We start from the raw sequence: 24,534 nt of genomic DNA, 5'->3' as shown, positions 1-24,534 counted from the left end.
AGCTGCTGGAGGTAGGCGGTGAACTTGGACAGGTAGTGGCTGTAGGGCAGGACCGCGTGCGACTGGGCGTCGTGGAAGTTGCCGTACCAGATGCCGAGCAGGCCCATGATGAGCGGGGCGTTGGCCTCCGCCGGGGCGTTCTGGAAGTGCTCGTCGACGATGCGGAAGCCGTCGAGCATCTCCCGGAAGCGGTCGGGGCCGATCGCGATCATCAGGGACAGGCCGATCGCGGAGTCGTACGAGTAGCGGCCGCCGACCCAGTCCCAGAACTCGAACATGTTGTCGACGTCGATGCCGAAGCCGGCGACCTTCTCCGCGTTGGTCGACAGGGCGACGAAGTGCTTCGCCACCGCCTTCTCGTCGCCTCCGAGTCCTTCCAGCAGCCAGGACCGCGCGGACGTGGCGTTCGTGATCGTCTCGATCGTGGTGAAGGTCTTGGACGCGACGATGAACAGCGTTTCCGCCGGGTCCAGGTCGCGCACCGCCTCGTGCAGGTCGGAGCCGTCCACGTTCGACACGAACCGGAACGTCAGCTCCCGGTCGGTGAACGGCCGCAGCGCCTCGTAGGCCATCGCCGGGCCGAGGTCGGAGCCGCCGATGCCGATGTTGACGACGTTGCGGATCCGCCGGCCGGTGTGGCCGGTCCACTCGCCGGAGCGCACCCGGTCCGCGAAGGCGGCCATCTTGTCGAGCACGGTGTGCACGCCCGGGACGACGTTCTCGCCGTCGACCTCGATCACCGCGTCCCGAGGGGCGCGCAGCGCGGTGTGCAGAACGGCCCGGTCCTCGGTCGTGTTGATCTTCTCGCCGCGGAACATGGCGTCGCGCAGTCCGGACACGTCGGCCGCGGCGGCCAGCTCCTGGAGCAGGGCCAGCGTCTCGTCGGTGACCAGGTGCTTGGAGTAGTCGATCCGCAGGTCGCCCACGTGGACGACGTAGCGCTCGGCTCGCCCGGGGTCGGCCGCGAACAGCTCGCGCAGATCGGGCTGCGGCAGGGCGTCCTTGCGGTGGTCCTCCAGGGCGGTCCACTCGGGCCGCCGGGTGAGCCGGGGGGTTCCGTTGGGGGAGTCAGACATGGGCAGGGGTCTCCTCGGTCGCCGCGCCGTTCAGGGCGATGGCGTACATCTCGTCGGCGTCGAGGCGCCGCAGCTCCTCGGCGATGAGTTCGGAGGTGGCACGGACCTTCAGCGCGAGGGTGCGCGACGGCTGGCCCGGCAGGGTCAGCGTGGCCAGCGGCCCTTCGGGGCGGTCGATGACGATCTCGCCGTGCTCCGTGCCCAGGCGCACCGCCGTCACCACCGGCCCGGCGGTGACCACGCGGTCCACCCGGACGTGCAGCCGCGCCTCCAGCCAGCGGGCCAGCAGCTCGGCGGCCGGGTTCTCGGCCTCGGCCTCCACCGCCGCCGAGGTGATCCGCGCCCGGGCCTGGTCCAGCGCGGCCGCCAGCATCGAACGCCAGGGCGTCAGCCGGGTCCAGGCGAGGTCGGTGTCACCGGGCGCGTAGGAGCGGACCCGGGTCTGGAGCGTCTCCAGGGGGTTCTCGACGGCGTACAGGTCGGTGATCCGCCGCTGGGCCAGCGCCCCGAGCGGGTCCTTGGAGGGCACCTCGGGGGCGTCCACCGGCCACCACACCACCACCGGCGCGTCCGGCAGCAGCAGCGGCAGCACCACCGAGTCGGCGTGGTCGGACACCTCGCCGTAGGTCCTGAGGATCACGGTCTCGCCGGTGCCCGCGTCGGCGCCCACCCGGACCTCGGCGTCCAGCCGGGAGGACTGGCGGTCGCGCGGGGTGCGGGCGTGCCGCTTGATGACGACCAGGGTGCGCGAGGGGTGCTCGTGCGAGGCCTCCTCGGCCGCCTTGATCGCGTCGTAGGCGTTCTCCTCGTCCGTGACGATCACCATCGTCAGGACCATGCCCACGGCGGGCGTGCCGATGGCGCGGCGGCCCTGCACCAGCGCCTTGTTGATCTTGCTTGCCGTGGTGTCGGTCAGGTCGATCTTCATGGCCTGCGCCAGCTCCGTCCGTCTCGTGCGAGCATCTCGTCGGCTTCCTCGGGTCCCCAGCTGCCCGAGGCGTACTGCGCGGGCCGGCCGTGCGTGGCCCAGTACTGCTCGATCGGGTCGAGGATCTTCCAGGACTCTTCCACTTCCTGGTGACGGGGGAACAGGTTGGCGTCGCCCAGGAGGACGTCGAGGATCAGCCGTTCGTACGCCTCGGGGCTCGACTCGGTGAACGACTCGCCGTAGGCGAAGTCCATCGTCACGTCCCGGATCTCCATCGACGTCCCGGGCACCTTGGAGCCGAAGCGGACCGTCATGCCCTCGTCCGGCTGGACGCGGATGACGATCGCGTTGGAGCCCAGCTCCTCGGTCGCGGTGGAGTCGAAGGGGGAGTGCGGGGCCCGCTGGAAGACGACCGCGATCTCCGTCACCCGGCGGCCCAGCCGCTTGCCGGTGCGCAGGTAGAACGGGACGCCGGCCCAGCGGCGGTTGTCCACCTGGAGGCGGACCGCGGCGTACGTGTCGGTGGTGGACGACTGGTCGATGCCGTCCTCCTCCAGATAGCCGCGCACCTTGGTGCCGCCCTGCCAGGCCGCCGCGTACTGCCCGCGCACGGTGCCCTGCCCCAGGTCCTGCGGCAGCCGCACGGCCTTGAGGACCTTCAGCTTCTCGGTGAGCAGCGAGGCGGCGTCGAAGGCGGCCGGTTCCTCCATCGCGGTGAGCGCCATCAGCTGGAGCAGGTGGTTCTGGATGACGTCACGGGCGGCGCCGATGCCGTCGTAGTACCCGGCCCGGCCGCCGATGCCGATGTCCTCGGCCATGGTGATCTGCACGTGGTCCACGAAGGACCGGTTCCAGATCGGCTCGAACATCTGGTTGGCGAAGCGCAGGGCCAGCAGGTTCTGGACGGTCTCCTTGCCCAGGTAGTGGTCGATGCGGAAGACCTGCTCCGGGTCGAACACCTCGTGCACGATGCGGTTGAGCTCCTCGGCCGACCGCAGGTCGTGCCCGAACGGCTTCTCGATGACCGCGCGGCGCCAGGAACCCTCGGGGGCGCTCGCCAGCTTGTGCTTCTTCAGCTGCTGGACGACCTTCGGGAAGAACTTCGGCGGCACCGAGAGGTAGAAGGCGTAGTTGCCGCTGGTGCCCCGGGAGGCGTCCAGCTCCTCGACGGCGGAGCGCAGCTGCTTGAACGCCGTGTCGTCGTCGAAGTCGCCCGGGATGAACCGCATGCCCTCGGCGAGCTGCTGCCAGACCTCCTCACGGAACGGGGTCCGGGCGTGCTCACGGACCGCGTCGTGCACGACCTGCGCGAAGTCCTGGTCCTCCCAGTCCCGGCGGGCGAAGCCCACCAGGGAGAAGCCCGGCGGCAGCAGGCCGCGGTTGGCCAGGTCGTACACGGCCGGCATCAGCTTCTTGCGGGACAGGTCGCCGGTGACGCCGAAGATGACCAGCCCGGAGGGGCCCGCGATCCTGGGCAGCCGGCGGTCCTGCGGGTCGCGCAGCGGGTTGATGAAGTCGGTCTCGGTCTCGGTCTCGCTCTCGGTGTCGGCGCGGTCCGCGGGCGGGGTGGCCTCCGTCGTGCCGCTCACCCCGGTCTGCTCGACCCCGGCCGCCTCCTGGGCCGCCCGGGCCTCCTTGTCCTCCTTGGTCCCCTTGGTCTCCTGTTCGGCCGTCTGGGGGATGCCCTCGATGCCCTCGCTCATTCCGCGTCAACTCCCATGCTGTTCAGGGACTTGGTGACCGCGTCCAGCAGGTCCTGCCAGGCCGCCTCGAACTTGGCCACGCCCTCGTCCTCCAGTTGCCGCACCACCTCGTCGTACGCAATGCCGAGCCGCTCGACGGCCGCCAGGTCCGCGCGGGCCCGGTCGTAGCCGCCGGTGACGGTGTCGCCCCGGACGTCGCCGTGGTCGGCGACGGCGTGCAGCGTGGCCTCCGGCATGGTGTTGACCGTGCCCGGGGCGACCAGCTCGTCCACGTACAGGGTGTCCTTGTAGGCGGGGTCCTTCACACCGGTGGAGGCCCAAAGGGGGCGCTGCCGGTTGGCTCCGGCGCCTTCCAGGGCCTGCCAGCGCTCCCCGTCGAAGGTCTGTTCGTATGTCTCGTAGGCGAGCCGGGCGTTGGCCAGGGCCGCCCTGCCTTTCAGCGCGAGGGCCTCGTCCGTGCCCAGCAGCGTCAGTCGCTTGTCGATCTCGGAGTCCACGCGGGAGACGAAGAACGACGCGACCGAGTGGATCGCGGACAGACCGAGCCCGGCCGCCCGCGCCTTCTCCAGGCCGGCGAGGTAGGCGTCCATCACCTCGCGGTAGCGCTCCAGGGAGAAGATCAGCGTCACATTGACACTGATACCCGCTCCGACCACTTCCGTGATGGCCGGCAGGCCCGCCTTCGTCGCCGGGATCTTGATCATCACGTTCGGGCGGTCCACCAGCCAGGCCAGCTGCCGGGCCTCGGCGACGGTCGCCGCCGTGTCGTGGGCGAGGCGCGGGTCGACCTCGATGGAGACCCGGCCGTCCCGGCCGCCACTCGCCTCGTACACCGGCCGCAGCACGTCGGCGGCGGACCGGACATCGGCCGTCGTCATCATCCGGACGGCCTCGTCGACGGTCACACCGCGCACCGCCAGGTCGGCGAGCTGCTCCTCGTAGCCCGCGCCGGAGCCGATGGCGGCCTGGAAGATGGACGGGTTGGTGGTGACGCCGACGACGTTCCTCGTGGCGACGAGACCGGCCAGGCCGCCGGACTCGATCCGCCGGCGCGACAGGTCGTCGAGCCAGATCGACACGCCCTCGTCGGACAGGCGCTGGAGTGCTCCCGCGGTCGCGGTCGCTTCGGTCACAGTGATCATCTTCTTTCGGGCGGTCGGTTCAGCCACGGGCGGCGGCGAGGGATTCCCGCGCGGCGGCGACGACGTTCTCGGGCGTGAAGCCGTACTCGGCGAACAGGGTCCCGGCGTCGGCGGAGGCGCCGAAGTGCTCCAGGGACACGATGCGTCCCGCGTCCCCGACGAACCGGTGCCAGGTCAGGCCGATCCCGGCCTCGACGGCGACCCGGGCCCTCACCGACGGCGGAAGCACACGGTCGCGGTAGGAACGCGGCTGCTCCTCGAACCACTCCACGGACGGCATCGACACGACGCGGGTGGGCACGCCGGCGCCCTGGAGCAGCTCGCGTGCCCCGGCGGCGACGTGCACCTCGGAACCGGTCGCGATCAGGATCACCTGCGGAACGCCGCCCTCCGCCTCGAACCGCACGTAACCGCCGCGTGCCGCGTCCGGGTCCGGCTCGTACGTGGGCACGCCCTGGCGGGTGAGCGCGAGACCGTGCGGGGCCGGGGCGGTGCTGTGGCGCTCGAGGATCTCGCCCCACACGACCGCCGTCTCGCTTGCGTCGGCGGGGCGTACGACGTTCAGGCCCGGGATGGCCCGCAGCGCCGCCAGGTGCTCGACCGGCTGGTGGGTCGGGCCGTCCTCGCCGAGGCCGATGGAGTCGTGCGTCCACACGTACGTCACCGGCAGCTGCATCAGGGCGGACATCCGCACCGCGTTGCGCATGTAGTCGGAGAAGACCAGGAAGGTGCCGCCGTAGATCCGGGTGTTGCCGTGCAGCGCGATGCCGTTCATCTCCGCGGCCATGGAGAACTCGCGGATGCCGAAGTGGACGGTGCGGCCGTACGGGTCGGTCTCCGGCAGCGGGTTGCCCCGCGGGAGGAACGAACTGGTCTTGTCGATGGTGGTGTTGTTCGAGCCGGCCAGGTCGGCGGAACCGCCCCACAGCTCGGGAACGACCGGGCCGAGCGCCTGGAGGACCTTGCCGGAGGCGGCTCGGGTGGCGACCGCCTTGCCGGGCTCGAACACCGGCAGCGCGTCCTGCCAGCCCTCGGGCAGCTCACCCTTGCTGACACGGTCGAACGTGGCGGCCCGCTCCGGGTTGTCGCCCCGCCAGGCCGCGATCCGCTTGTCCCAGGCGGTGTGCGCCTCGGCGCCACGGTCCAGGGCCCGGCGGGTGTGGGCCAGCACCGCGTCGGCGACCTCGAAGGACTGCTCCGGGTCGAAGCCGAGGAGGCGCTTGGTGGCCGCGACCTCGTCCTCGCCGAGCGCCGAGCCGTGCGAGGCCTCGGTGTTCCGCGCGTTCGGGGCCGGCCAGGCGATGATCGTGCGCATCGCGATGATCGAGGGGCGCTCGGTCTCCGCCTGAGCCGCCCTCAGGGCCCCGTGCAGCGCCCGCACGTCGACGTCGCCGTCCTCCTGCGGCTCGATCCGCTGCACGTGCCAGCCGTAGGCCTCGTAGCGCTTCAGCACGTCCTCGGAGAACGCGGTCGCGGTGTCGCCCTCGATGGAGATGTGGTTGTCGTCGTAGAGGAAGACCAGGTTGCCGAGCTTCTGGTGGCCGGCGAGCGAGGAGGCCTCCGCGGAGACGCCCTCCTGGAGGTCGCCGTCGGAGACGATCGCCCAGATCGTGTGGTCGAAGGGGGAGTCGCCGTCGGGGGCGTCCGGGTCGAACAGGCCGCGCTCGTACCGGGCGGCCATCGCCATGCCGACGGCGTTCGCGACGCCCTGGCCGAGCGGGCCCGTGGTGGTCTCCACTCCCGCGGTGTGCCCGTACTCGGGGTGGCCCGGCGTCTTGGAGCCGTGCGTGCGGAACGCCCTCAGGTCGTCCAGGCCCAGCTCATAGCCCGCGAGGTAGAGCTGCGTGTACAGGGTCAGCGAGGTGTGGCCGGGAGACAGGACGAAGCGGTCACGGCCGCTCCACTCGGGATCGGCGGGGTCGTGCCGCATCACCTTCTGAAAGATCGTGTAGGCGGCCGGCGCCAGGCTCATCGCGGTGCCGGGGTGGCCGTTGCCCACCCGCTGTACGGCGTCGGCCGCGAGGAGGCGGGCGGTGTCGACGGCACGCCGGTCGAGTTCGGTCCATTCGAAACTGTCCGCTGTCTGCGTGCTCATCTTCAAGAAGTCCTCGATGGGAGCGGGGTGGCTGGTCTGACGCGTTCAAAACTAAAAGTCTGACTTTTACGGCGGAAGGTCGGCGTGTGCCAGCCTGTGGTGAAAGTGGGACACCAGCGGGCGGCGCGAGGCGGACATGGCGGACAGAAGCATCCAAGGCGGCGACGGGATCGATACGTTCCCCTTCCCGGTCGAGCTGAGCGTCGGCGGTGTCGGCATGCAGGTCGGCCCGATGGGGACCGGCCGCACCTGGCACGCCGACGCGCCGCTGGAGCGCGTGCACCGCATCGACTTCCACGTCGTGATGCTGTTCGGCACGGGCCCGGTCCGGCACATGGTCGACTTCACCGAGCACGAGGCCATGGCCGGGGACCTGCTGTGGATCCGCCCGGGGCAGGTCCACCGCTTCGCGCGCACCGGCGAGTACCGCGGAACCGCGCTGACCATGCAGCCCGGCTTCCTGCCCCGCTCGACCGTGGAGGCCACCGGCCTCTACCGCTACGACCTGCCCCCGCTGCTGCGCCCCGACCCGGCCCAACTCGCCGGTCTGCAAGCCGCGCTGGCACAACTGCGGCGCGAGTACGAGGACGCGGCCACCCTCCCGCTGAGCCTGCACACCGCCGTCCTGCGCCATACGCTGACGGCGTTCCTGCTGCGGCTCGCCCATCTCGCGGCGAGTTCGGCCCCGGCCCTGCACCGGCGGACCGACTCCACCTTCACCCTCTTCAGGGACGCGGTGGAGCGGGACTTCGCCACCAACCACAGCGTCAGCGCCTACGCCGACGCGCTCGGCTACTCCCGCCGCACCCTGGTCCGCGCGGTGCGCGCCGCGACCGGCGAGACTCCCAAGGCCTTCATCGACAAGCGTGTGGTCCTGGAGGCAAAGCGGCTCCTCGCCCACACCGAACTGCCGATCGGCCGGGTCGGCGTGGCGGTGGGCTTCCCCGACGCCGCCAACTTCTCCAAGTTCTTCCACCAGCACACCGACCAGACCCCGGCGGCGTTCCGCGCGGAGTTGCGCTGAGGGTGGCGAAAAGGGGCCCCACGCACGCGTGGAGCCCCTTCGCGGCTCGGGTCAGCGCCCGAAGGTGAACCAGTTGACGTTCACGAAGTCCGCCGGCTGCCCGCTGCTGAAGGTCAGATACACGTCGTGCGTGCCGGTCACCCCACTGATGTTCGCCGGGACGGTCCGCCACGACTGCCAGCCCCCGGTGCTCCCCACCGCGAAGCTCCCGATGGGTGCGTTGCTGCGGCTGTCCAGCCGGACCTCGACCAGCCCGCTGACGCCGCCCGCTGCGCCGCTCGCGACCCGGGCGCTGAACTGCCGGGCCGCCGTGGAGCCGAAGTCGACGCCCTTGAAGTGCAGCCAGTCGCCGTTCGCGAGGGCGCCGACGTTCTGGCCGCCGCCTGAGTCGGCCGTCGTCTCGGTGATCACGCCGGACTGTCCGTCGTAGGACTCGGCCTGGACGGCGGAGTAGGCGTCGCGGTTCCCGGTCGGCGGGGGTGTGGTGCCGCCACCGGACGACAGCACCTGCACGTAGTCGACGACCATCGCGTGGCCCGGCTGCGTCCCGGCGTCCGGGCCGCCACCGAACGCGTCGGGGAAGCCGCCGCCCATCGCGACGTTCAGGATGACGAAGAAGCCGTGGTCGGTGGCGTTCCTCCAGGTCGTCGCGTCGACCTGGTTGGCGCGCACGGTGTGGAAGTTGACGCCGTCGAGGTAGAAGCGGATCTCCTCCACGCTCGTGGAGCGGTCCCATTCCATCCGGTACGTGTGGAAGCCGGCCTGGCAGGAGGTGCCCTGGCAGGTCGTCGAACCGCCGATGCCGCTGGTCTCGTTGCAGGGTCCGCCCGGGGACGTGCCGCAGTGCATCGTCGCGAACACCGTGTTCATGCCCTGGGTGTTCTCCATGATGTCCAGCTCGCCGACCGCGGGCCAGTTCCAGTAGTTGCCGCGGTAGGGGGCGCCCAGCATCCAGAACGCCGGCCAGTAACCCTTGGCGGCCGCCCCGGTGACGTTCGGGACCTGGATGCGCGACTCGACGCGGAGTTTGCCGCCGGCCGGGGGCTGGAAATCGGTGCGGTTGGTCTCGATGCGGCCGGAGGTCCAGTTGCCGGCGGCGTCCCGCCGGGGCGTGATGCGGAGGTTGCCGTTGCCGTCGAGCGAGACGTTGGCCGTGCTGTTCGTCATCGTCTCGATCTCGCCGGTGCCCCAGTTGGCCGGGCCGCCCGGGTAACCCTTGCCCGTCGCGTACTGCCAGTTCGAGGTGTTGACGCCGGAGCCGGCGGCGCCGTCGAAGTCGTCCACGAACAGTTGCGTCCAGCCCGACGGGGGCGGCGGCGCGGAGGCGTTCGCGGACGGGGTCGCGACCGCTGAGGCGGCCGCCGCGAGACCGAGGGTGCTGACGACGGCGACGAACGCCCGTCGCAAGGGCCGGGGTCTGCGGAGGGTGCTTGAGGTTCCGCTCATGTGGGGGCCTCTCGGGAAGGGGGTGAGAGCGCTCTCAAAGTGCCGCCAATGTGCTCCACGCGGTCCGGGGCGTCAAGAGGTAAAGCCAGGAAAAGTGCGGGGGCTGTGGTGTGTGCACAGCTTGAACGCCCGGTGAGCTGCGGGGGATTGCGGGTCTCGGCGTGAGAGGCGGCCCTGGGAGAGAGCGCTCTCAGCCGTTGCCGCCGGGGCCCGCCTCCCCCTTCTTCGGCCGGCGGCGCAGCACGTCGTCGAGCGCCGGCAGCAGGACGACGGCCACACCCGTGTCCACGCCGGAAGCCCGGCCCAGGCGACGACCAGCCCGGCGGCCCCCGCGAGAACCACCGGGCACCAGCAGCCGCAGCACCCGCCACCGCGTCCCGCCCGACCGCGCCATCGCAGGCTCCCGTCGCCGCAGGTGCCGCGCGGCACCCCGCAGGGTCCGTCGCCCGGCGGGCGGCGCGGGTTGTCCGGCCGGGCCCTCGCACTCCGCGCTGTTGAACACGGGGTCGTGGGGCACTCGGGGTGGACGACGGACTACCGGTCGAGGCAGCAGGAGGCATCCGTGGCCGTACGCCATCACCTGATCCGAGTCGGCCCGGGCGCCGTGTGGGACGTCCTCGCCGACGGCCACCGCTACGCGGAGTGGGTGGTGGGGACCTCCGAGTCCCACCCCGTGCGCGGACAGTGGCCACGCACCGGCGCGGCCATCGGGTACGAGGTCCGGCTCGGGCCCCTGCGGCTCGACAACGAGACCGTCGTCCGCCACTGCGAGGAAGGCAGCCGTCTGGAGCTGGAGGCCCACGCCGGTGTGCTGGGCACGGCACGGATCGCCATCGAGCTGCGGCCCTGGGGCGAGTACTGCCTGGTGATCGTGGACGAGCACCCTCTGCGGGGCGCGGGCGGCCGGCTGCACAACGTGGGCTTCGAAGCGCTGATCCAGCTGCGCCACCGCGCGATGCTGGCCCGCCTGGCCAGGCTCTGTGAGGCCGAGGCGCGGACCCCGGGCAGTGAGCGCCGCCGCCCGCTGGGCCAGGTGGCCGTGGGATCCGAGGCGGACGGAGCCGGCCGTGCCTGACGCCGTCGTGATCGGCGCGGGCCCCAACGGACTGGTCGCCGCCAATCTCCTCGCGGACGCCGGGTGGAGCGTCGAGGTGCTGGAGGAGCAGCCCGAACCGGGCGGCGCCGTACGCCACGACCGGGGCGTCGACCCCGCCTTCGTCAACGACCTGTTCAGCTCCTTCTACCCCCTCGCCGCGGCCTCGCCCGTCCTGGCGGCGCTCCAGCCCGAGAAGTACGGGCTGCGCTGGAGCCACGCGCCCAGGGTGCTGGCCCACCCCCTCACCGACGGCGGCTGCGCGGTCCTGGACCGGAACATCGGCACCACCGCCGCGTCCCTCGACACCTTCGAGCCGGGCGACGGAGCGGCCTGGCGGCGGCTGCACGACGTGTGGCAGAACTTGCGCCCCGGCCTCCTGGAGGCCCTGTTCACCCCGTTCCCGCCCGTGCGCGCCTCGGCGCGGCTGGCGCTGCGGCTGCGGGCGGCGGGCGGATTGCGCATGGCCCGCTCCCTGGTGCTGCCGGTGCGGCGCCTCGGGGAGGAGGAGTTCCGCGGCGAGGGCGGCCGCCTGCTGCTGGCCGGCAACGCCCTGCACGCGGACCTCGCCCCCGAGTCCGCGGGCAGCGGCGGCTTCGGCTGGCTGATGACCATGCTGGGCCAGACCTACGGCTTCCCGGTCCCGGTCGGCGGCTCCGGCGCACTGACCTCCGCCCTGGTCCGCCGGCTGGAGACCCTGGGCGGACGGGTGCGCTGCGGGCAGCGCGTCGAGCACGTCGTCGTCCGCGGCGGGCGGGCCGTCGGCGTGCGCACGGCCGGCGGGGACGCGGTGCCGGCCCGCCGTGCGGTGCTCGCGGACGTGTCGGTGCCCGCCCTGTACGGCGAGCTGCTCGACCCCGAGCACCTGCCCGCGCAGCTCCTGGACGACCTGCGGCGCTTCCAGTGGGACTTCGCCACCTTCAAGGTCGACTGGGCGCTCGACGGCCCGGTGCCCTGGCAGGCCGAGCCGGCGACCCGGGCCGGCACCGTGCACCTGGCCGACGGCATGGACGAACTCACCCGCTTCGCCGCACAGATCGCCATGCGGCAGGTCCCCGACCGGCCCTTCCTGGTCTTCGGCCAGATGACCACTTCCGACGCCACCCGCTCCCCGCAGGGCACCGAATCGGCCTGGGCCTACACGCACATCCCCCATGAGATCCGTGCCGACGCAGCCGACGAGGGCATCACCGGCCGCTGGGACACCAAGGACCAGGAGCTCATGGCCGACCGCGTCGAACGCCAGGTGGAGCGCTTCGCGCCCGGCTTCCGCTCCCTCGTCCGAGGCCGTCGCATCCTGGCACCGCCGACCCTGGAGGCGCTCGACGGCAACCTCGCGGGCGGCGCCATCAACGGGGGCACCACCGCGATGCACCAACAGCTCGTCTTCCGCCCCCTGCCCGGCACCGGCCGCCCGGAGACCCCGGTGCCGGGCCTGTACCTCGCCTCCTCCGGAGCCCACCCCGGCGGCGGGGTGCACGGCGCGCCCGGGGCCAACGCCGCCCGGGCCGCTCTGCGCCGCAACCGGCCCCCCGGTCTGGCCCGTGCCCAGCGGCTCCTCGCCCACCGCGACCGCACCGGGGCCAGGCGCTGACCCGGCCCCGCCCGGGAGGGTCCGGCCCGCCCGGAAGGGTCCGGCTCCGGAAGGAAGTGCAGCCCATGACCAGCAGCCCGCTCGCCGAGCGCACCGTCGTCGTCACCGGAGCCGCCCGCGGCGTGGGCGCGGCTCTTGCCCGCGAGGCGGCCCGGCGCGGGGCCCGGGTGGCGCTCGTCGGTCACGAGAAGCCCGTCCTGGACACTGTGGCCGCCTCGCTGCCGGGCCCGGCCCTCGCCCTGGAGGCCGACGTCACCGACCTCTCCGCGCTGGAGGCGGCGGCGACCACCGTGCGCGCCCGGCTCGGCCGTCCCTCGGCCGTGGTGGCGAACGCCGGCATCGCCGAGGGCGGCGCGCTCCTCGTCTCGGACCCGGCCGCCTGGCGCCGGGTGATCGACGTCAACCTCACCGGCAGCGCCCAGACGGCCCGGGCGTTCCTGCCGGACCTGATCGGCACGGCCGGCTACTTCCTCCAGGTCGCCTCACTGGCCTCGATCGGCGCCGCCCCGCTGATGAGCGCCTACTGCGCCTCCAAGGCGGGGGTCGAGGCCTTCGCGCACTCCCTGCGGGCGGAGGTCGCGCACCGCGGGGTCGGGGTGGGCATCGCCTACCTCAACTGGACGGACACCGACATGATCCGCGACGCCGACCGGTACGCCGTCCTGCGGGAGCTGCGCGGGCACATGCCTCCGCCGGTCCGCCGCGTCTACCCGGTGGACACGGTCGCCGCCCGCCTGGTCAGGGGCATGGAGCGCCGCCGAACGGCCGTGTACGCACCGGCGTGGCTGCGGCTGGCCCAGCCGATACGCCCGGCCATGCCCCCGGTGGTCCTGCGTGTGGCGCGCCGCGCCCTGCCCCGCCTGGAGGCCTCGGGCCCGGTCCGCTACACCGGGCCGCTCGGCGCCGGCGGCCTGGCCGACCGAGCGGCGGCCAAGCCGGATCCCTGACGACGGCCCCGGCAGGCCCGGACCGCACCCGCATGCCGGACACTGGTCAGCAGGGGAAGGGAGGCCGACCGTGCTGACCGGAGTCCGTGAACAACTGGGCCAGGCCCTGTTCCGCCGGGTCGCGGGCCCCGGCGGACCCGCGACCCGTGCCCGGATCCACCACACCCCCGGCCCGCGCTGGTTCGGGCCGGACCGGCCGATCCGCGCGGTCCACGGCGACGCCTCGATGTTCATCGGCGGGCTGACCGCCCTGCTGCTGCAATCGCTGCATCCGCTCGCGATGGCGGCCGTCGCCGGTCACTCCGGCTTCCGCGGCGACCCGTGGGGCCGGTTGCAGCGCACCAGCACCTTCCTGGCCGTGACGACGTACGGCACCGCCGTGGACGCCCAGCAGGCCGTCGACCACGTGCGCGGCATCCACGCACGGATCCGCGGCACGACGTCCGGGGGCGTGCCGTACCACGCGGCCGACCCGCACCTGCTCGGCTGGGTGCACGCCGCCGAGACGGACAGCTTCCTGCGCGCCCACGAACGCTACGGAGCCCGGCCGCTGGACGCCGCCGGCTATGACGCCTACGTCACCGACACCGCGCGCGTCGCCGAGGCGCTCGGGGTGGTCGACCCGCCGCGCGACCGCGGGGAACTGGCCGAGCGCCTGAGCGCCTACCGGCCCGAACTGCGGGCCACGCCCGAGGCCCGGGCGGCCGCCCGCTTCCTGCTGTTCCAGCCGCCCCTGCCCCTGGCCGTCCGGCCCTTCTACGGCGGGCTGGCCGCGAACGCCGTCACCCTGCTCCCGCCCTGGGCGCGCGGCATGCTGTGGCTGCCCCGGGTGCCGGTGGTCGAGGACCTGGCCGTACGCCCCACCGGCCGGGCCCTGACCCGGACCATCCGCTGGGCCATGACCCCGGCCCGGGAGGCCTGAACCGAGGGGACATACGGGGCCCGGCGAACCCGTCCGTTGCTCAGGGCTGCCACCCCAGCGCCCGCGAGATCCCCCGCGCCGCCATCCGCACCGCCGGGCCCAGGACCGGCACCTGGGCGTCCGCGTGGGGGACCACGATCGACACGGCGGCGGTCACGGTGCCGTCCGCACCGCGCACTGGAGCGGCCACCGACAGGGCGTCTTCCGTGACCTGACGGTCGCTCACCGCGATCCCCGACCTGCGCACCTCGGCGAGCACCCGCCGCAGCCGCTCCGGTTCGGTGATGGTGTACGGGGTGAAGGACGCGAGTCCGCCCTCGCAGTACTCCTTCCGGAACACCGGATCGCCGTGGGCCAGCAGGGCGAGCCCGACCCCGGTGGCGTGCAGCGGCCAGCGGGCACCGACGCGGATGTGCACGCCGACCGCCGACCGCCCCGACAGCCACTCGGTGTAGACGACGTCCCGGCCGTCCCGCACGGCCAGCTGCACGTTCTCGTGCGTCGCCTCGTACAGGTCCTCCAGGTACGGCAGCGCGATCTGCCGCAGGGCGAGGCCGCGCGGGGCCAGCGCCGCGAGCCCCCACAGCCGCAGCCCGACGTGGTAGACGCCGGACTCGTCCCGCTCCAGGGCGCCCCAGTCGGTGAGCGCGCCCACCAGCCGGTGCGCCGTGGTCAGGCTCAGCCCGGCCCGCCGGCTGATGTCCGTCAGGCACAGCGCCGGATGCTCGTGGTCGAAGGCCGCGAGCACGGACAGCAGCCGGTCGGGCGCGGTGGGGGCGGTCATGGCCGGGCGTCTCCCGGGTGGGCGAGATCGTAGGGGCGGGGGTAGGTGCTCGGGCGGTACGGGAGGTAGCGGGGCGCGACCGTCGGGTCCTCGGCGCTCGCGCGGGAGTTGAGGGCGCCCGGTGAGGCGTCCCAGCGGCCGGTGTCCAGGCGGTGCTCCAGGGTGTGCAGGGCGGCCAGTGTCTCGCCCGGGGTGAAGGTGCAGTGGCCCGGGCGGTCGACGTAGGCCTGGCGGAGGAGCCCGGCGGAGCCCGCCGCCGTGACGGCCCGCCGGTAGGCGCTCTCCGCCTGGACCGGGATCAGGGCGTCACCGGTCGTGTGGATGTTCAGCTGGGGGTCGGTGAGGCGGCCGGAGAGCACGCTGGTGCCGCGCATCCAGCGCACCGCCGACGGGTCGGCGGCGATCCGGGGTGCCCGGCCCAGGGCCGAGAGGTCGGTGCGCAAGGACAGTCGCGCCTCCTTGTAGAGCTCCGTCACCTCTTTGTACAGCGGGGAGCGTACGAGCATCGAGCGGTAGTCGACGCCCGTGTTCCAGGACGGGTTGCCGCCCGCGCGGCTCTCGGCCTCCTGCCGCCAGCTGAACGCGGGCAGTTGGAGCAGCCCCCGGACGGCGGCGTAGTGGTTGGCCTGGGCCGTTCCGTGGTCGGTGGGGTCCGGCCGGGTCTGCGAAGGGTCGTTGTGGCCGGGGATGTCGTGCAGGGCGGCGGCCAGGGCGATCCGGGCCCTGCCCTCGGGGGTCCGCTGGGCCGCGTCGACCTTCGAGGTGAGCGCCTTGCCGGCGGCCACCGCCTCGGCCTGGTCCGCGAACCCCGCGAGCCGGACACCGGAGTCCGGGGCGAGCAGGGTGCGCAGCGCGAACACCGGGTCCAGGGTGCTGTTCCAGTTCGCGACACCGCCCTGCACCAGTCCGCACATCGACAGCGATCCGTCGAACCGGCCGGCGTGCCGCTCGGCGAGCACGCTGGTCACGAAGCCGCCGTAGGAGGTGCCCCAGGCCAGGGTCCGCCGGGCCGCCCCGAACTCCTGCGTGAACACATCAAGCGTGGCGAGCTGGTCGGGCACCGCCTCGGTGATCGCCCAGCCGTTCGTCGCGTACGAGGAGCCGATCAGGGCGTAGCCCCCGGCCAGCAGCTTGTCGCGGGCGGCCGGACCCGGCGTGTTCTGGGCGGGGTTGGGCGCCCCGGCCGGGGTGTAGCCGTGGCTGTACAGCAGGACCGTGCCGTTCCAGGACGCGGGGACGTCCATCACGTAGGCGGCGCCGGACGGGAGCCGGCCCTCCAGGTGGGTGTCCGCGGCGGCGGCCTGCGCGGGCAGGGCGGTCGCCGCCAGGGCCAGGCAGGCGGTCGTCAGTGAGACGAGGCGGATCCTCAACGCGGGGTTCCTTCCAGGGCGGGGGCGGCGGCGGGGGAGTCCAGCGCGTCCGTGTGCGTCTCGCGCAGCCGCCACACGGTGACCGCCGTGACGGCCGCGCCGGCGCACAGCAGGAGTGACACCGGGGTGCTGCCGCCGCCGAAGGAGGCCAGGAGACTGCCGGCGATCAGCGGGGAGAACCCGGCGCCGATCAGGGTCGCCCCCTGGTAGCCGAGGGAGGCGCCGGTGTACCGGACGCGGGTGCCGAACATCTCGGTGAGCAGGGCGCCCAGGGGGCCGTACATCGTGGACTGGGCGACGCCGTGGCCGAGCGCCAGAGCGAGGATCAGCAGGCCGGGGGAGCCGGAGTCGACCAGGGCCAGCACCGGGAAGGCGAGCGCGGCCGAGGCGACGGCGCCGGCGAGCACGACGGGCCGGCGGCCGACCCGGTCCGACAGCGCGGACGCGGCGGGCAGGACGACGAGGGCCACACAGGAGGCAATGGTGACCGCGGTCAGCACCTGCGGGCGGGTGTACCCCTCGTCGACGGCGTAGGAGATCATGAAGCTCGTCAGCAGGGACTGGGCGGTGAACGCGCCGATGCCGACGCAGGCGGCCAGCAGCACCGGCTTCGGGCGGCGCAGCACCTCCACGATCGGCGGCCGGGCCACCGGCTCCTGCTTGACCTGCGCGAACAGCGGGCTCTCGGCGACCTTCAGCCGCACGAACAGGCCGACGCCCAGCAGCACGATGCTCAGCAGGAACGGCACCCGCCAGCCCCAGGAGCGGAAGTCGTCGTCCGGCAGGGTGGCGACGAGCGTGACCACACCGGCCGACAGCACGGAACCGAGCGGGGCGCCGAGCTGGGTGAAGCTGGACCACAGGCCGCGCCGGGAACCCCGCGCGTGTTCGGCGTGCTCGACGACCATCAGCATCGCGCCGCCCCACTCGCCGCCGATCGCGATGCCCTGCACCACGCGCAGGGCCACGAGCAGCACCGGCGCCCAGACGCCGATCGTGTCGTACGTCGGCAGCAGGCCGATGAGGAAGCTGCCGCAGCCCATCAGGACCATGGTGAGCAGCAGCATCGACTTGCGGCCGAGCCGGTCGCCGAAGTGCCCGAAGAGGATGCCGCCGAGGGGACGGGCGAGATAACCCGCGGCGAAGGTGCCGAACGCCGCGATGGTGCCGACCGCCGGGTCGGCCCGCGGGAAGAACAGTTCGCCGAAGACGAGCGCGGCGACCGTGCCGTAGACGAGGAAGTCGTAGAACTCGACGGTGGTGCCGAGCAGGCCGGAGACGGCGACGCGCCGCAACTGCCGTGAATCGGGGGACGGTTGAGAGGAAAGCGGGGATGGCTGCACGGTGGGCTCCCTGGGGACGGGGCGCGGTTGGTCCGTGAAGTTATGCATCCAACGTGCAGCCGTCAATCATTTGCACAACATCAGTTCAGGCCGTCCTCGGCGATGCGCAGCAGCAGCGCGTGCAACGTCTCCCGTTCGGCCGGGTCCAGCGGGCCCAGCAGTTCACCCGTCACCCGCAGGCCGGCCTCGTCGGTGTCCCGGAGGAAGCCGTTGCCGCTCTCGGTCAGGACGACGATCCGGCTGCGGCGGTCGTCGGGGGAGGGGCGGCGCTCGGCGAAGCCCAGCTTCCCCAGGTCGTCGACCAGGCCGACGATCGCGCTCGGGTCGTAGCCGAGCCGCGCGCTCAGTTCGCGCTGAAGGGCGCCGTCCGTGGTGGCGAGGTAACGCAGCACGGCGTAGTGGCGCAGGCGCAGACCCGACTCCTGGAGGCAGGCGTTGAAGAGCTGCCCCGAGCGCAGGCCCAGCCGGTACAGCAGGTAGCCCGTGTCGGCGTGCAGTCCGCGCATCCACGGCTCGTGGGCGTCGATGGGCTTCGCGGTGACGTTCTCGCGTGTGATGGCGGGCTCCCTGGGCTCGGTGCTGCTTGCTGCTGATTCCAGCATCCCGCACCCGCAGGTCTCCAACAACTATTGACGTCAACAATTATTGCTCTTAGCTTCGATCTCGAAGCCGCACCACCCGCATCAGCTCGTGAAGGGACCCGCCCGTGCCCAGCATCGATCTCACCGGCAAGGCCGCCGTCGTCACCGGCAGCGGCCGGGGCCTCGGCCTCGCCTATGCCCACGCCCTGGCCGCCCACGGCGCGTCCGTGGTCGTCAACGACGTCGACGAGGCCGTGGCCGAGGCGGCCGTGAAGTCCATCGCGGAAGCGGGCGGCAAGGCCGTCGCCGAGGTCGTCCCGGTCGGCACCACCGAGGCCGCCGAGCGGCTGGTGAACCGCGCGGTCGAGGAGTTCGGCCGACTGGACGTCCTCGTCACCAACGCGGGCATCCTGCGCGACAAGGTCCTGTGGAAGATGACCGACGAGGACTTCGACGCGGTGATCACCACCCACCTCAAGGGCACCTTCACCTGCGCCCGCGCCGCCGCCGTCCGGATGCGCGAGCAGGGCGAGGGCGGCTCGCTGATCCTGGTCGGCTCCCCGGCCGGGCAGCGCGGCAACTTCGGCCAGACGAACTACGCCGCCGCCAAGGCCGGCATCGCGGCGATGGCCCGCACCTGGTCGATGGAGCTGGGCCGCGCGGGCATCACGGTCAACGCGATCGTGCCGGTCGCGGCCACCGCGATGACCGAGACGATCCCGGCCTTCGCCCCGTACGTCGAGGCCATGCGCGGCGGTGAGCCGCTGCCGGACTTCCTGCGCAAGGGCGAGGGCTTCGGCACTCCCGAGGACTGCGCGGCCCTGGTCCCCTTCCTGGCTTCTCAGGCCGCCCGGGGCGTCACCGGCCAGGCCATCGGCATCGGCGGCGACAAGGTGGCACTCTGGTCGCATCCGCAGGAGATCAGGGCGGCCTACGCCGACGGCGGCTGGACCCCCGCCGCTCTCGCCGACGCCTGGCCCACCTCGGTCGGTGCCGAGCTCCAGTCGGTCGGCATCCCGGCGCCGAAGTTCCCGGAGGCGTGATGGACCCCTCGATGAACGTCGACGACCTGGTCGCGATCGACGTCCACACGCACGCCGAGGTGTCCTCCAAGGGCCACTCCTCCCTGGACGACGACCTGCACGACGCCTCCTCCACCTACTTCAAGGTCGAGGGCAAGCGGAAGCCGACCCTGGAAGAGACGGCGGCGTACTACCGGGAGCGGAACATGGCCGCCGTGATCTTCACGGTGGACGCCGAGTCCGCCACCGGAACCCCGCCCGTCCCGAACGAGGAGGTCGCCGAGGCGGCCGCCGCCAACGCCGACGTCCTCATCCCCTTCGCCTCCATCGACCCCTTCCGGGGCAAGGCGGGCGTCAGGCAGGCGAGGCGGCTGGTCGAGGAGTACGGGGTGAAGGGCTTCAAGTTCCACCCCAGCATCCAGGGCTTCTTCCCCAACGACCGCTCGGTGGCGTACGAGCTGTACGAGGTGATCGAGGAGACGGGCACGATCGCCCTCTTCCACACCGGCCAGACGGGCATCGGCGCCGGCGTCCCCGGCGGGGGCGGGATCCGGCTGAAGTACTCCAACCCCCTCCACGTGGACGACGTGGCGGCCGACTTCCCCCACCTGAAGATCATCCTGGCCCACCCGTCCTTCCCCTGGCAGGACGAGGCCCTGGCCGTCGCCACGCACAAGCCGGGCGTCCACATCGACCTGTCCGGCTGGTCGCCGAAGTACTTCCCGCCGCAGCTCGTGCAGTACGCGAACACCCTGCTCAAGGACAAGGTCCTCTTCGGCTCCGACTTCCCCGTCCTCACCCCCGACCGCTGGCTCGCCGACTTCGGCAAGCTGACGATCAAGGACGAGGTCCGGCCGAAGATCCTCAAGGAGAACGCCGCCCGCCTGCTCGGGCTGACGAAACCGTAAGGGGCGTGACATGCGCAACGAGGGACTGGGGTCATGGCCCGCACGCCGGGCCCGCAAGACCCCGCACCGCACCGCCCTGATCCACGGCGAGGACGCCACCGACTACGGCACGCTCCACACCCGCACCACCCGCCTGGCCCACGCCCTGCGCGCCCGGGGCGTGCGCCGCGGCGACCGCATCGCCTACCTCGGCCCGAACCACCCCTCCTACCTGGAGACCCTGTTCGCGGCCGGCACGCTCGGCGCGGTCTTCGTCCCTCTCAACATCCGCCTCGCCGGACCCGAGATCGCCTACCAGCTCGCCGACTCCGGCGCCCGTGCCCTCGTCTACGGCCCCTCCTACGCCGGACTGGTAGCGGGCCTGCCCGGCAGCACCGACGTCCGCGTCTACCTGGAGGTCGGCGGCGAGTACGAGGCGGCCGTCGCCGAGGCGCCCGCTGAGCCGATCGACGAACCGGTCGGCGCCGACGACACCTGCATCATCATGTACACCTCGGGCACGACCGGCCGCCCCAAGGGCGCCATGCTCACCCACGGCAACCTCACCTGGAACGCCGTCAACGTCCTCGTCGACACCGACCTGATCGCCGACGAACGCGCCCTGGTCTCCGCCCCGCTGTTCCACACGGCGGGCCTGAACATGCTGACCCTGCCGGTCCTGCTGAAGGGCGGCACCTGCGTCCTGGTCCACGCCTTCGACCCGGACGCCACCTTCGACCTCATCGAACGGCACCGGATCACCTTCATGTTCGGCGTGCCCACGATGTTCGACCAGGTGGCCAGACACCCGCGCTGGCCGGACGCGGACCTCTCCTCGCTCCGCATCCTCACCTGCGGCGGCTCCCCGGTCCCCACCCCGCTCATCGCCGCCTACCAGGAACGCGGACTGACCTTCCTCCAGGGCTACGGCATGACCGAGGCCGCCCCCGGCACGCTGTTCCTGGACGCCGAGCACGCCGTGAGCAAGGCGGGATCGGCGGGTGTTCCCCACTTCTTCAGCGACGTCCGCGTCGTCCGGCCCGACCTGTCACCGGCCGGCGTCGGCGAGGTGGGCGAGGTCGTGGTGCGCGGCCCGCACGTCATGCCCGGCTACTGGGGGCTGCCCGAGGAGACGGCCGCGTCCTTCGCGGACGGCTGGTTCCGCAGCGGCGACGCGGCCCGGATCGACGAGGACGGCTACGTCCACATCGTCGACCGCATCAAGGACATGATCATCTCCGGCGGCGAGAACATCTACCCCGCCGAGATCGAGGACCAGCTCCTCGCCCACCCGGACATCGTCGAGTGCGCGGTGATCGGGGTGCCGGACGACAAGTGGGGCGAGGTGCCGCGCGCGGTCGTCGTGCCCCGCGAGGGCGCCGGCCTCGACCCCGACGAGGTGCTCGCGTCCCTCGCCGGCCGCCTCGCCAAGTACAAGATCCCGAAGTCGGTGGTCCTCGCGGACGAACTCCCGCGCACCGCCTCCGGGAAACTCCTCAAGTCCCGTGTCCGTACGCGCTACGGCACCCAGGAAGGATCCGCATGAGCCTCACCGTCAACGGCCTCGACGAACTCAAGAAGCTCGCCGGCAGCGACCTCGGCACCAGCGAGTGGATCGAGGTGACCCAGGAGCGCATCAACACCTTCGCCGACGCCACGGGCGACCACCAGTGGATCCACGTGGACCCCGAGCGAGCCAAGGACGGCCCCTTCGGCGCGCCCATCGCACACGGCTACCTCACGCTCTCCCTGTTCATCCCCCTGTTCACCGAGCTGCTGGACGTCCAAGGCGTGACCACGAAGGTCAACTACGGCCTCAACAAGGTGCGTTTCCCGTCCCCCGTGAAGGTGGGCTCCCGCATCCGCCTGACGGCGAAACTCGCCGAGGCCGAGGACGTGCCGGGCGGTGTGCAGATCACTGTCGAGGGCGCCATCGAGATCGAGGGGGCCACGAAGCCGGCGGCGGTGCTGATGAGCCTGTCGCGCTTCTACGCCTGAGGCCGCGCCGGCACCAGGTCCAGAAGGTGTTTCGACGCCTCGTGGGCGAGGGGGGAGAGGCGCTCGTGCACGGTCCGGAACGTCTTCTCGGCCGGTTCGGCCGGCCAGTCGGCGGGCAGGTGCTCGACCGGCAGCCGTGGGTCGCGGCGGACGATCTGGAGCCACTCCGTCTGGAGGCGCAGGCGCAGCACGAGGGCGTCGTCGGCGTCCGGCAGGTCGTCCTCCCAGTGCTGCCAGCGCCCCGCGAACCCCTCGTAGCGCTCGGCCAGTTCGGACAGCTCCCAGGTCTCCTCGATCATCCGGCCGATGTCCGTGCCGGTGTCCGCGTGCGCCCGGAAGACCTTGACGTGGGCGGACAGACCTAGCTCGGCCACCAGGGCCGACACGTCGACCTCGCCCGGGGCGATCCACAAACCGTTGAAGAGCGGACCGAAGCCGCTCCAGGTCAGCTGGGACCGCAGGTCGTGGCGCTGGCGCTGCCAGGACTCCGGCAGGGAGAAGCCGAGCAGCGTCCAGGTGCCGTCCCACCGCCGGTTGACGGCACCCGTCTGCCAGATCCGCTGCGCGCCGTCGCGCAGCACCGCCTCCGAGCGCTCGGTGAGCCCGAAGTACATGCGGCGGCCCTCGCGCTGGCGGCGCAGCAGGTCACGGCCCACCATGCGGGTCAGTGTGGAGCGGGTGGCCTGCTCGCCGATCCCGGCACGGGCGAACACGTCGATGACGCTGCCCGAGTACACGCACACGTCACGGCCGAGCACCTGGTCGCCCAGGAACGTCAGCATGAGGGACTGGGGCCGCAGCGACTCTTCACCGGTCACGCGGCCCACGGTACCTCCGCCCGATCAGTCCGTGACCTGCTGGTACCCGGCGGTCAGGCCCCCTCGACGTCGACGAACACGGGGTTCGAGTAGAACCAGGTGTCCGCCCACGGGTCACCGTCCCCGGGCGCGTGCGGGACCGGCCCGCGCGGATCGACCGAGGCACCGAGGTACCCGGTGCCGTTCCGGTTGCCGTCGCTGCCGCGCAGCCGGACGTAGAAGGACTCCTCGCCGGCGGTCAGCGGAATGCGCAGGGTGTAGGTGCCCGTGCGGCCGGAGACGTCGTGCGTCCGGACGACCCGGGTGTCCGGGGCCTTCCAGGTGTCGCGGTCGGCGACCGGGCCGCGCACCGCGCCGCGGATGACGTCGACATGCGCCAACTCGGGCAGGGTGCCCTGCGGGTTGGGCCGGGAGGAGGTCGTCACCGTGACGTTCAGGGTGAGCTTCTCGCCCTTGCGCACCCGCAGCCGGCCGCCGAGCGTCACGCCCCGGCCCCGGTCGCCGTCCCGGATCAGGCGTACCTCCAGCCCGTCGAGCAGATGCCCGTGGTCCAGCCACACCCGGCCCGCCCGCATCCCCGCCATCACCGCGCGGTAGCCGATGGGGGCACCGCCCACACCGTTCAGGTAGTGGGGGAGGGTCACGCCCACGTGGGTCCGGCTGAACTGGCCGGGCCAGAAGTCGCTGCCCGGCTGCGGGGTGCCGGTGTTCACGGGGTCGGGCAGCCTGCCGGTGCTGTCGAAGGTCTGTCCGGGCTGCCAGTCGCCGTTCTTCCAGGTGTCGAAGACGATCCGGTGGGCGTCGGAGTTGGTGGTGACCGAGAACAGCCGGCCCTCGGCCAGCATCGAGTCCCACAGCCCGCCCACGGTCGCCGTCGCCCAGTCGAAGCCGCCGTAGGTCAGATAGGCGTCCGCCGGATAGCCGGGCCAGGACTGTGCGGACGGCTTGTTCTCGTACTCGCCGCGGATGGAGTTCGCCCCGCGCCAGCCGGGGATGGCCGCGCCCTGGGCGCCGGGCGCGCCCTCCATGCCGATCATGATCTCGGGCGCCGCGTCCCGCCAGTTGCGCATCTCGTGCGGGGAGTCGATGCCCAGGCGCATCGGATGGTTGGCGAGCACCAGCACGTCGTCGACGTAGCCCGAACGCCGCTGCGCGTCAAGCCACTTGAGTGCCTTGACGGCGTGCGCCTCGTTGCGGGCGGTGTCCGCGTCGGTGGCGCCGCCCTTGTCGTAGGCGAGGAGTTTGCCGTCGTAGGCGCGCTCGAATCGGGTCAGCACGTCGACCTCGTGCGGACCGGGCGCGGTGAACACCGTGCAGTGCTCGGCCGCCGGGATGTACCACTCCAGGCCCTGGAAGATCAGCTGCCGCGGGTTCTGTGCCCGCGCGTCGAGGATCTCCCGGTGCTCCAGCGCGGCCCCGAAGTCGGCGTGCCCGAAGTTGGAGTGCTCGGTGAACACCATCCAGTCCAGGCCGTACTCGGCGCCCGCGGCGGCCAGCTGGGAGAAGGTGTACTTGGCGTCATGGCTGTACACGGAGTGGACGTGGTGGTCGCCGGCGAGGTAGACGAGGCGCGGGTCCTCGCCGCCCGGCCGGCGGCCGTCGGCCAGAGCCGGCGTCGCCGCCGAGCCCAGGGCGAACGCGGCGCCGAACAGGCCCGCGCGGCGCAGGAGCCCGCGGCGGGACACACCCTGCGGATCGAGGGCGGTGGCGGAGACGGACGGGTCGGCCCAGGCGGGCAGTTGCTGCTCGGTCATGACGGAT

General features: G+C 72.5%; 22 protein-coding genes. 9 read left to right on the top strand and 13 right to left on the bottom strand.

What is annotated here, in order from left to right; all coding sequences use genetic code 11:
* The 5 genes from pgi to tkt all read right to left on the bottom strand — a co-directional run.
* Positions 1-1,076 (bottom strand): glucose-6-phosphate isomerase (pgi, locus tag AB0E85_RS11510; protein WP_361925031.1); only part of this gene is annotated, 1,076 nt, incomplete at its 3' end.
* Positions 1,069-2,004 (bottom strand): glucose-6-phosphate dehydrogenase assembly protein OpcA, encoded by a 936-nt coding sequence (gene opcA, locus AB0E85_RS11505; protein ID WP_361925029.1) that lies wholly within the window; start codon positions 2,002-2,004, stop codon positions 1,069-1,071. The genes opcA and pgi, both read right to left, overlap by 8 nt.
* A complete protein-coding gene (gene zwf / locus AB0E85_RS11500) occupies positions 2,001-3,707 on the bottom strand; it encodes a glucose-6-phosphate dehydrogenase (protein WP_361925027.1) in 1,707 nt (568 codons plus the stop codon). The genes opcA and zwf overlap by 4 nt, the downstream gene beginning before the upstream one ends.
* Positions 3,704-4,849 (bottom strand): transaldolase, encoded by a 1,146-nt coding sequence (gene tal, locus AB0E85_RS11495; RefSeq protein WP_361925025.1) that lies wholly within the window; start codon positions 4,847-4,849, stop codon positions 3,704-3,706. Before tal ends, zwf begins: the two co-directional genes overlap by 4 nt.
* Positions 4,850-4,868: 19 nt before the next feature.
* Positions 4,869-6,944 carry a transketolase gene (tkt, locus tag AB0E85_RS11490; protein WP_361925023.1) on the bottom strand — a complete coding sequence of 692 codons (2,076 nt, stop codon included), beginning with the start codon at positions 6,942-6,944 and terminating at the stop codon, positions 4,869-4,871.
* A 136-nt stretch (positions 6,945-7,080) separates the two neighbouring features.
* Here tkt and AB0E85_RS11485 point away from each other — a divergent pair, with 136 nt between their 5' ends.
* The gene (locus AB0E85_RS11485; protein ID WP_361925021.1) at positions 7,081-7,968 is read left to right on the top strand and encodes an AraC family transcriptional regulator; all 888 of its coding nucleotides are present in this window, start codon (positions 7,081-7,083) and stop codon (positions 7,966-7,968) included.
* 51 nt (positions 7,969-8,019) lie between these two features.
* Here the strand turns inward: AB0E85_RS11485 and AB0E85_RS11480 are convergent, their stop codons facing one another.
* Positions 8,020-9,414, bottom strand: a complete 1,395-nt coding sequence (locus tag AB0E85_RS11480; RefSeq protein WP_361925019.1) for a glycoside hydrolase family 16 protein — start codon at positions 9,412-9,414, stop codon at positions 8,020-8,022.
* Between the two features lie 190 nt (positions 9,415-9,604).
* Entirely contained in the window at positions 9,605-9,808 is a 204-nt protein-coding gene (locus AB0E85_RS11475) for a hypothetical protein (RefSeq protein WP_361925017.1), read from the bottom strand.
* 168 nt (positions 9,809-9,976) lie between these two features.
* On the opposite strand from AB0E85_RS11475, the gene AB0E85_RS11470 reads away from it, so the two are divergent.
* From AB0E85_RS11470 to AB0E85_RS11455, 4 genes are all read left to right on the top strand, one after another.
* Positions 9,977-10,489, top strand: a complete 513-nt coding sequence (locus tag AB0E85_RS11470; protein ID WP_361925015.1) for an SRPBCC family protein — start codon at positions 9,977-9,979, stop codon at positions 10,487-10,489.
* Positions 10,482-12,101: an NAD(P)/FAD-dependent oxidoreductase gene (locus AB0E85_RS11465; protein WP_361925013.1), complete on the top strand. Its 1,620-nt coding sequence runs from the start codon at positions 10,482-10,484 to the stop codon at positions 12,099-12,101. Before AB0E85_RS11470 ends, AB0E85_RS11465 begins: the two co-directional genes overlap by 8 nt.
* A 65-nt stretch (positions 12,102-12,166) precedes the next feature.
* Positions 12,167-13,048, top strand: a complete 882-nt coding sequence (locus tag AB0E85_RS11460; protein ID WP_361925011.1) for an SDR family oxidoreductase — start codon at positions 12,167-12,169, stop codon at positions 13,046-13,048.
* A gap of 70 nt (positions 13,049-13,118) precedes the next feature.
* Positions 13,119-13,970, top strand: coding sequence for an oxygenase MpaB family protein (locus AB0E85_RS11455; protein WP_361925009.1), 852 nt, complete (start codon positions 13,119-13,121; stop codon positions 13,968-13,970).
* 40 nt (positions 13,971-14,010) lie between these two features.
* Here the strand turns inward: AB0E85_RS11455 and AB0E85_RS11450 are convergent, their stop codons facing one another.
* The 4 genes from AB0E85_RS11450 to AB0E85_RS11435 all read right to left on the bottom strand — a co-directional run bounded on the left by AB0E85_RS11450 (position 14,011) and on the right by AB0E85_RS11435 (position 17,973).
* Entirely contained in the window at positions 14,011-14,754 is a 744-nt protein-coding gene (locus AB0E85_RS11450) for an IclR family transcriptional regulator (protein WP_361925007.1), read from the bottom strand.
* A complete protein-coding gene (locus tag AB0E85_RS11445) occupies positions 14,751-16,124 on the bottom strand; it encodes a prolyl oligopeptidase family serine peptidase (protein ID WP_361925005.1) in 1,374 nt (457 codons plus the stop codon). Before AB0E85_RS11445 ends, AB0E85_RS11450 begins: the two co-directional genes overlap by 4 nt.
* The gene (locus AB0E85_RS11440; RefSeq protein WP_361925003.1) at positions 16,121-17,467 is read right to left on the bottom strand and encodes an MFS transporter; all 1,347 of its coding nucleotides are present in this window, start codon (positions 17,465-17,467) and stop codon (positions 16,121-16,123) included. The genes AB0E85_RS11445 and AB0E85_RS11440 overlap by 4 nt, the downstream gene beginning before the upstream one ends.
* Positions 17,468-17,547: 80 nt before the next feature.
* Positions 17,548-17,973, bottom strand: coding sequence for a MarR family transcriptional regulator (locus AB0E85_RS11435; RefSeq protein WP_361925054.1), 426 nt, complete (start codon positions 17,971-17,973; stop codon positions 17,548-17,550).
* A 200-nt stretch (positions 17,974-18,173) separates the two neighbouring features.
* Here AB0E85_RS11435 and AB0E85_RS11430 point away from each other — a divergent pair, with 200 nt between their 5' ends.
* The 4 genes from AB0E85_RS11430 to AB0E85_RS11415 are packed head-to-tail and all read left to right on the top strand — an operon-like array spanning position 18,174 to position 21,955.
* A complete protein-coding gene (locus AB0E85_RS11430; protein WP_361925001.1) occupies positions 18,174-19,091 on the top strand; it encodes an SDR family oxidoreductase in 918 nt (305 codons plus the stop codon).
* A gap of 11 nt (positions 19,092-19,102) precedes the next feature.
* Entirely contained in the window at positions 19,103-19,978 is an 876-nt protein-coding gene (locus AB0E85_RS11425; RefSeq protein WP_361924999.1) for an amidohydrolase family protein, read from the top strand.
* Positions 19,979-19,988: 10 nt separating this feature from the next.
* Positions 19,989-21,503, top strand: coding sequence for a long-chain fatty acid--CoA ligase (locus AB0E85_RS11420; RefSeq protein ID WP_361924997.1), 1,515 nt, complete (start codon positions 19,989-19,991; stop codon positions 21,501-21,503).
* Positions 21,500-21,955 carry a MaoC family dehydratase gene (locus tag AB0E85_RS11415; RefSeq protein ID WP_361924995.1) on the top strand — a complete coding sequence of 152 codons (456 nt, stop codon included), beginning with the start codon at positions 21,500-21,502 and terminating at the stop codon, positions 21,953-21,955. Before AB0E85_RS11420 ends, AB0E85_RS11415 begins: the two co-directional genes overlap by 4 nt.
* Here AB0E85_RS11415 and AB0E85_RS11410 read toward each other — a convergent pair.
* Both AB0E85_RS11410 and AB0E85_RS11405 read right to left on the bottom strand, forming a co-directional pair.
* The gene (locus AB0E85_RS11410) at positions 21,946-22,773 is read right to left on the bottom strand and encodes a PaaX family transcriptional regulator C-terminal domain-containing protein (RefSeq protein WP_361924993.1); all 828 of its coding nucleotides are present in this window, start codon (positions 22,771-22,773) and stop codon (positions 21,946-21,948) included. The two genes, AB0E85_RS11415 and AB0E85_RS11410, sit on opposite strands and share 10 nt — an antisense overlap.
* Positions 22,774-22,826: 53 nt before the next feature.
* Entirely contained in the window at positions 22,827-24,527 is a 1,701-nt protein-coding gene (locus AB0E85_RS11405; protein WP_361924991.1) for a PHP domain-containing protein, read from the bottom strand.
* Positions 24,528-24,534 lie beyond the last annotated feature (7 nt).

The sequence above is a fragment of the Streptomyces sp. NPDC029044 genome, from assembly GCF_040637495.1.
In the GTDB taxonomy this organism is placed as follows: domain Bacteria; phylum Actinomycetota; class Actinomycetes; order Streptomycetales; family Streptomycetaceae; genus Streptomyces.
The sequence above is the reverse complement of the archived record's forward strand: the minus strand, read 5'-3'. Positions and strand labels throughout refer to the sequence as shown.

Coding starts and splice junctions, on each gene's coding strand:
- opcA (WP_361925029.1), bottom strand. CDS start 2,004: ATGAAGATCGACCTGACCGACACCACGGCAAGCAAGATCAACAAGGCG.
- zwf (WP_361925027.1), bottom strand. CDS start 3,707: ATGAGCGAGGGCATCGAGGGCATCCCCCAGACGGCCGAACAGGAGACC.
- tal (WP_361925025.1), bottom strand. CDS start 4,849: ATGATCACTGTGACCGAAGCGACCGCGACCGCGGGAGCACTCCAGCGC.
- tkt (WP_361925023.1), bottom strand. CDS start 6,944: ATGAGCACGCAGACAGCGGACAGTTTCGAATGGACCGAACTCGACCGG.
- AB0E85_RS11485 (WP_361925021.1), top strand. CDS start 7,081: ATGGCGGACAGAAGCATCCAAGGCGGCGACGGGATCGATACGTTCCCC.
- AB0E85_RS11480 (WP_361925019.1), bottom strand. CDS start 9,414: ATGAGCGGAACCTCAAGCACCCTCCGCAGACCCCGGCCCTTGCGACGG.
- AB0E85_RS11475 (WP_361925017.1), bottom strand. CDS start 9,808: ATGGCGCGGTCGGGCGGGACGCGGTGGCGGGTGCTGCGGCTGCTGGTG.
- AB0E85_RS11460 (WP_361925011.1), top strand. CDS start 12,167: ATGACCAGCAGCCCGCTCGCCGAGCGCACCGTCGTCGTCACCGGAGCC.
- AB0E85_RS11450 (WP_361925007.1), bottom strand. CDS start 14,754: ATGACCGCCCCCACCGCGCCCGACCGGCTGCTGTCCGTGCTCGCGGCC.
- AB0E85_RS11435 (WP_361925054.1), bottom strand. CDS start 17,973: ATGCGCGGACTGCACGCCGACACGGGCTACCTGCTGTACCGGCTGGGC.
- AB0E85_RS11425 (WP_361924999.1), top strand. CDS start 19,103: ATGAACGTCGACGACCTGGTCGCGATCGACGTCCACACGCACGCCGAG.
- AB0E85_RS11420 (WP_361924997.1), top strand. CDS start 19,989: ATGCGCAACGAGGGACTGGGGTCATGGCCCGCACGCCGGGCCCGCAAG.
- AB0E85_RS11415 (WP_361924995.1), top strand. CDS start 21,500: ATGAGCCTCACCGTCAACGGCCTCGACGAACTCAAGAAGCTCGCCGGC.
- AB0E85_RS11405 (WP_361924991.1), bottom strand. CDS start 24,527: ATGACCGAGCAGCAACTGCCCGCCTGGGCCGACCCGTCCGTCTCCGCC.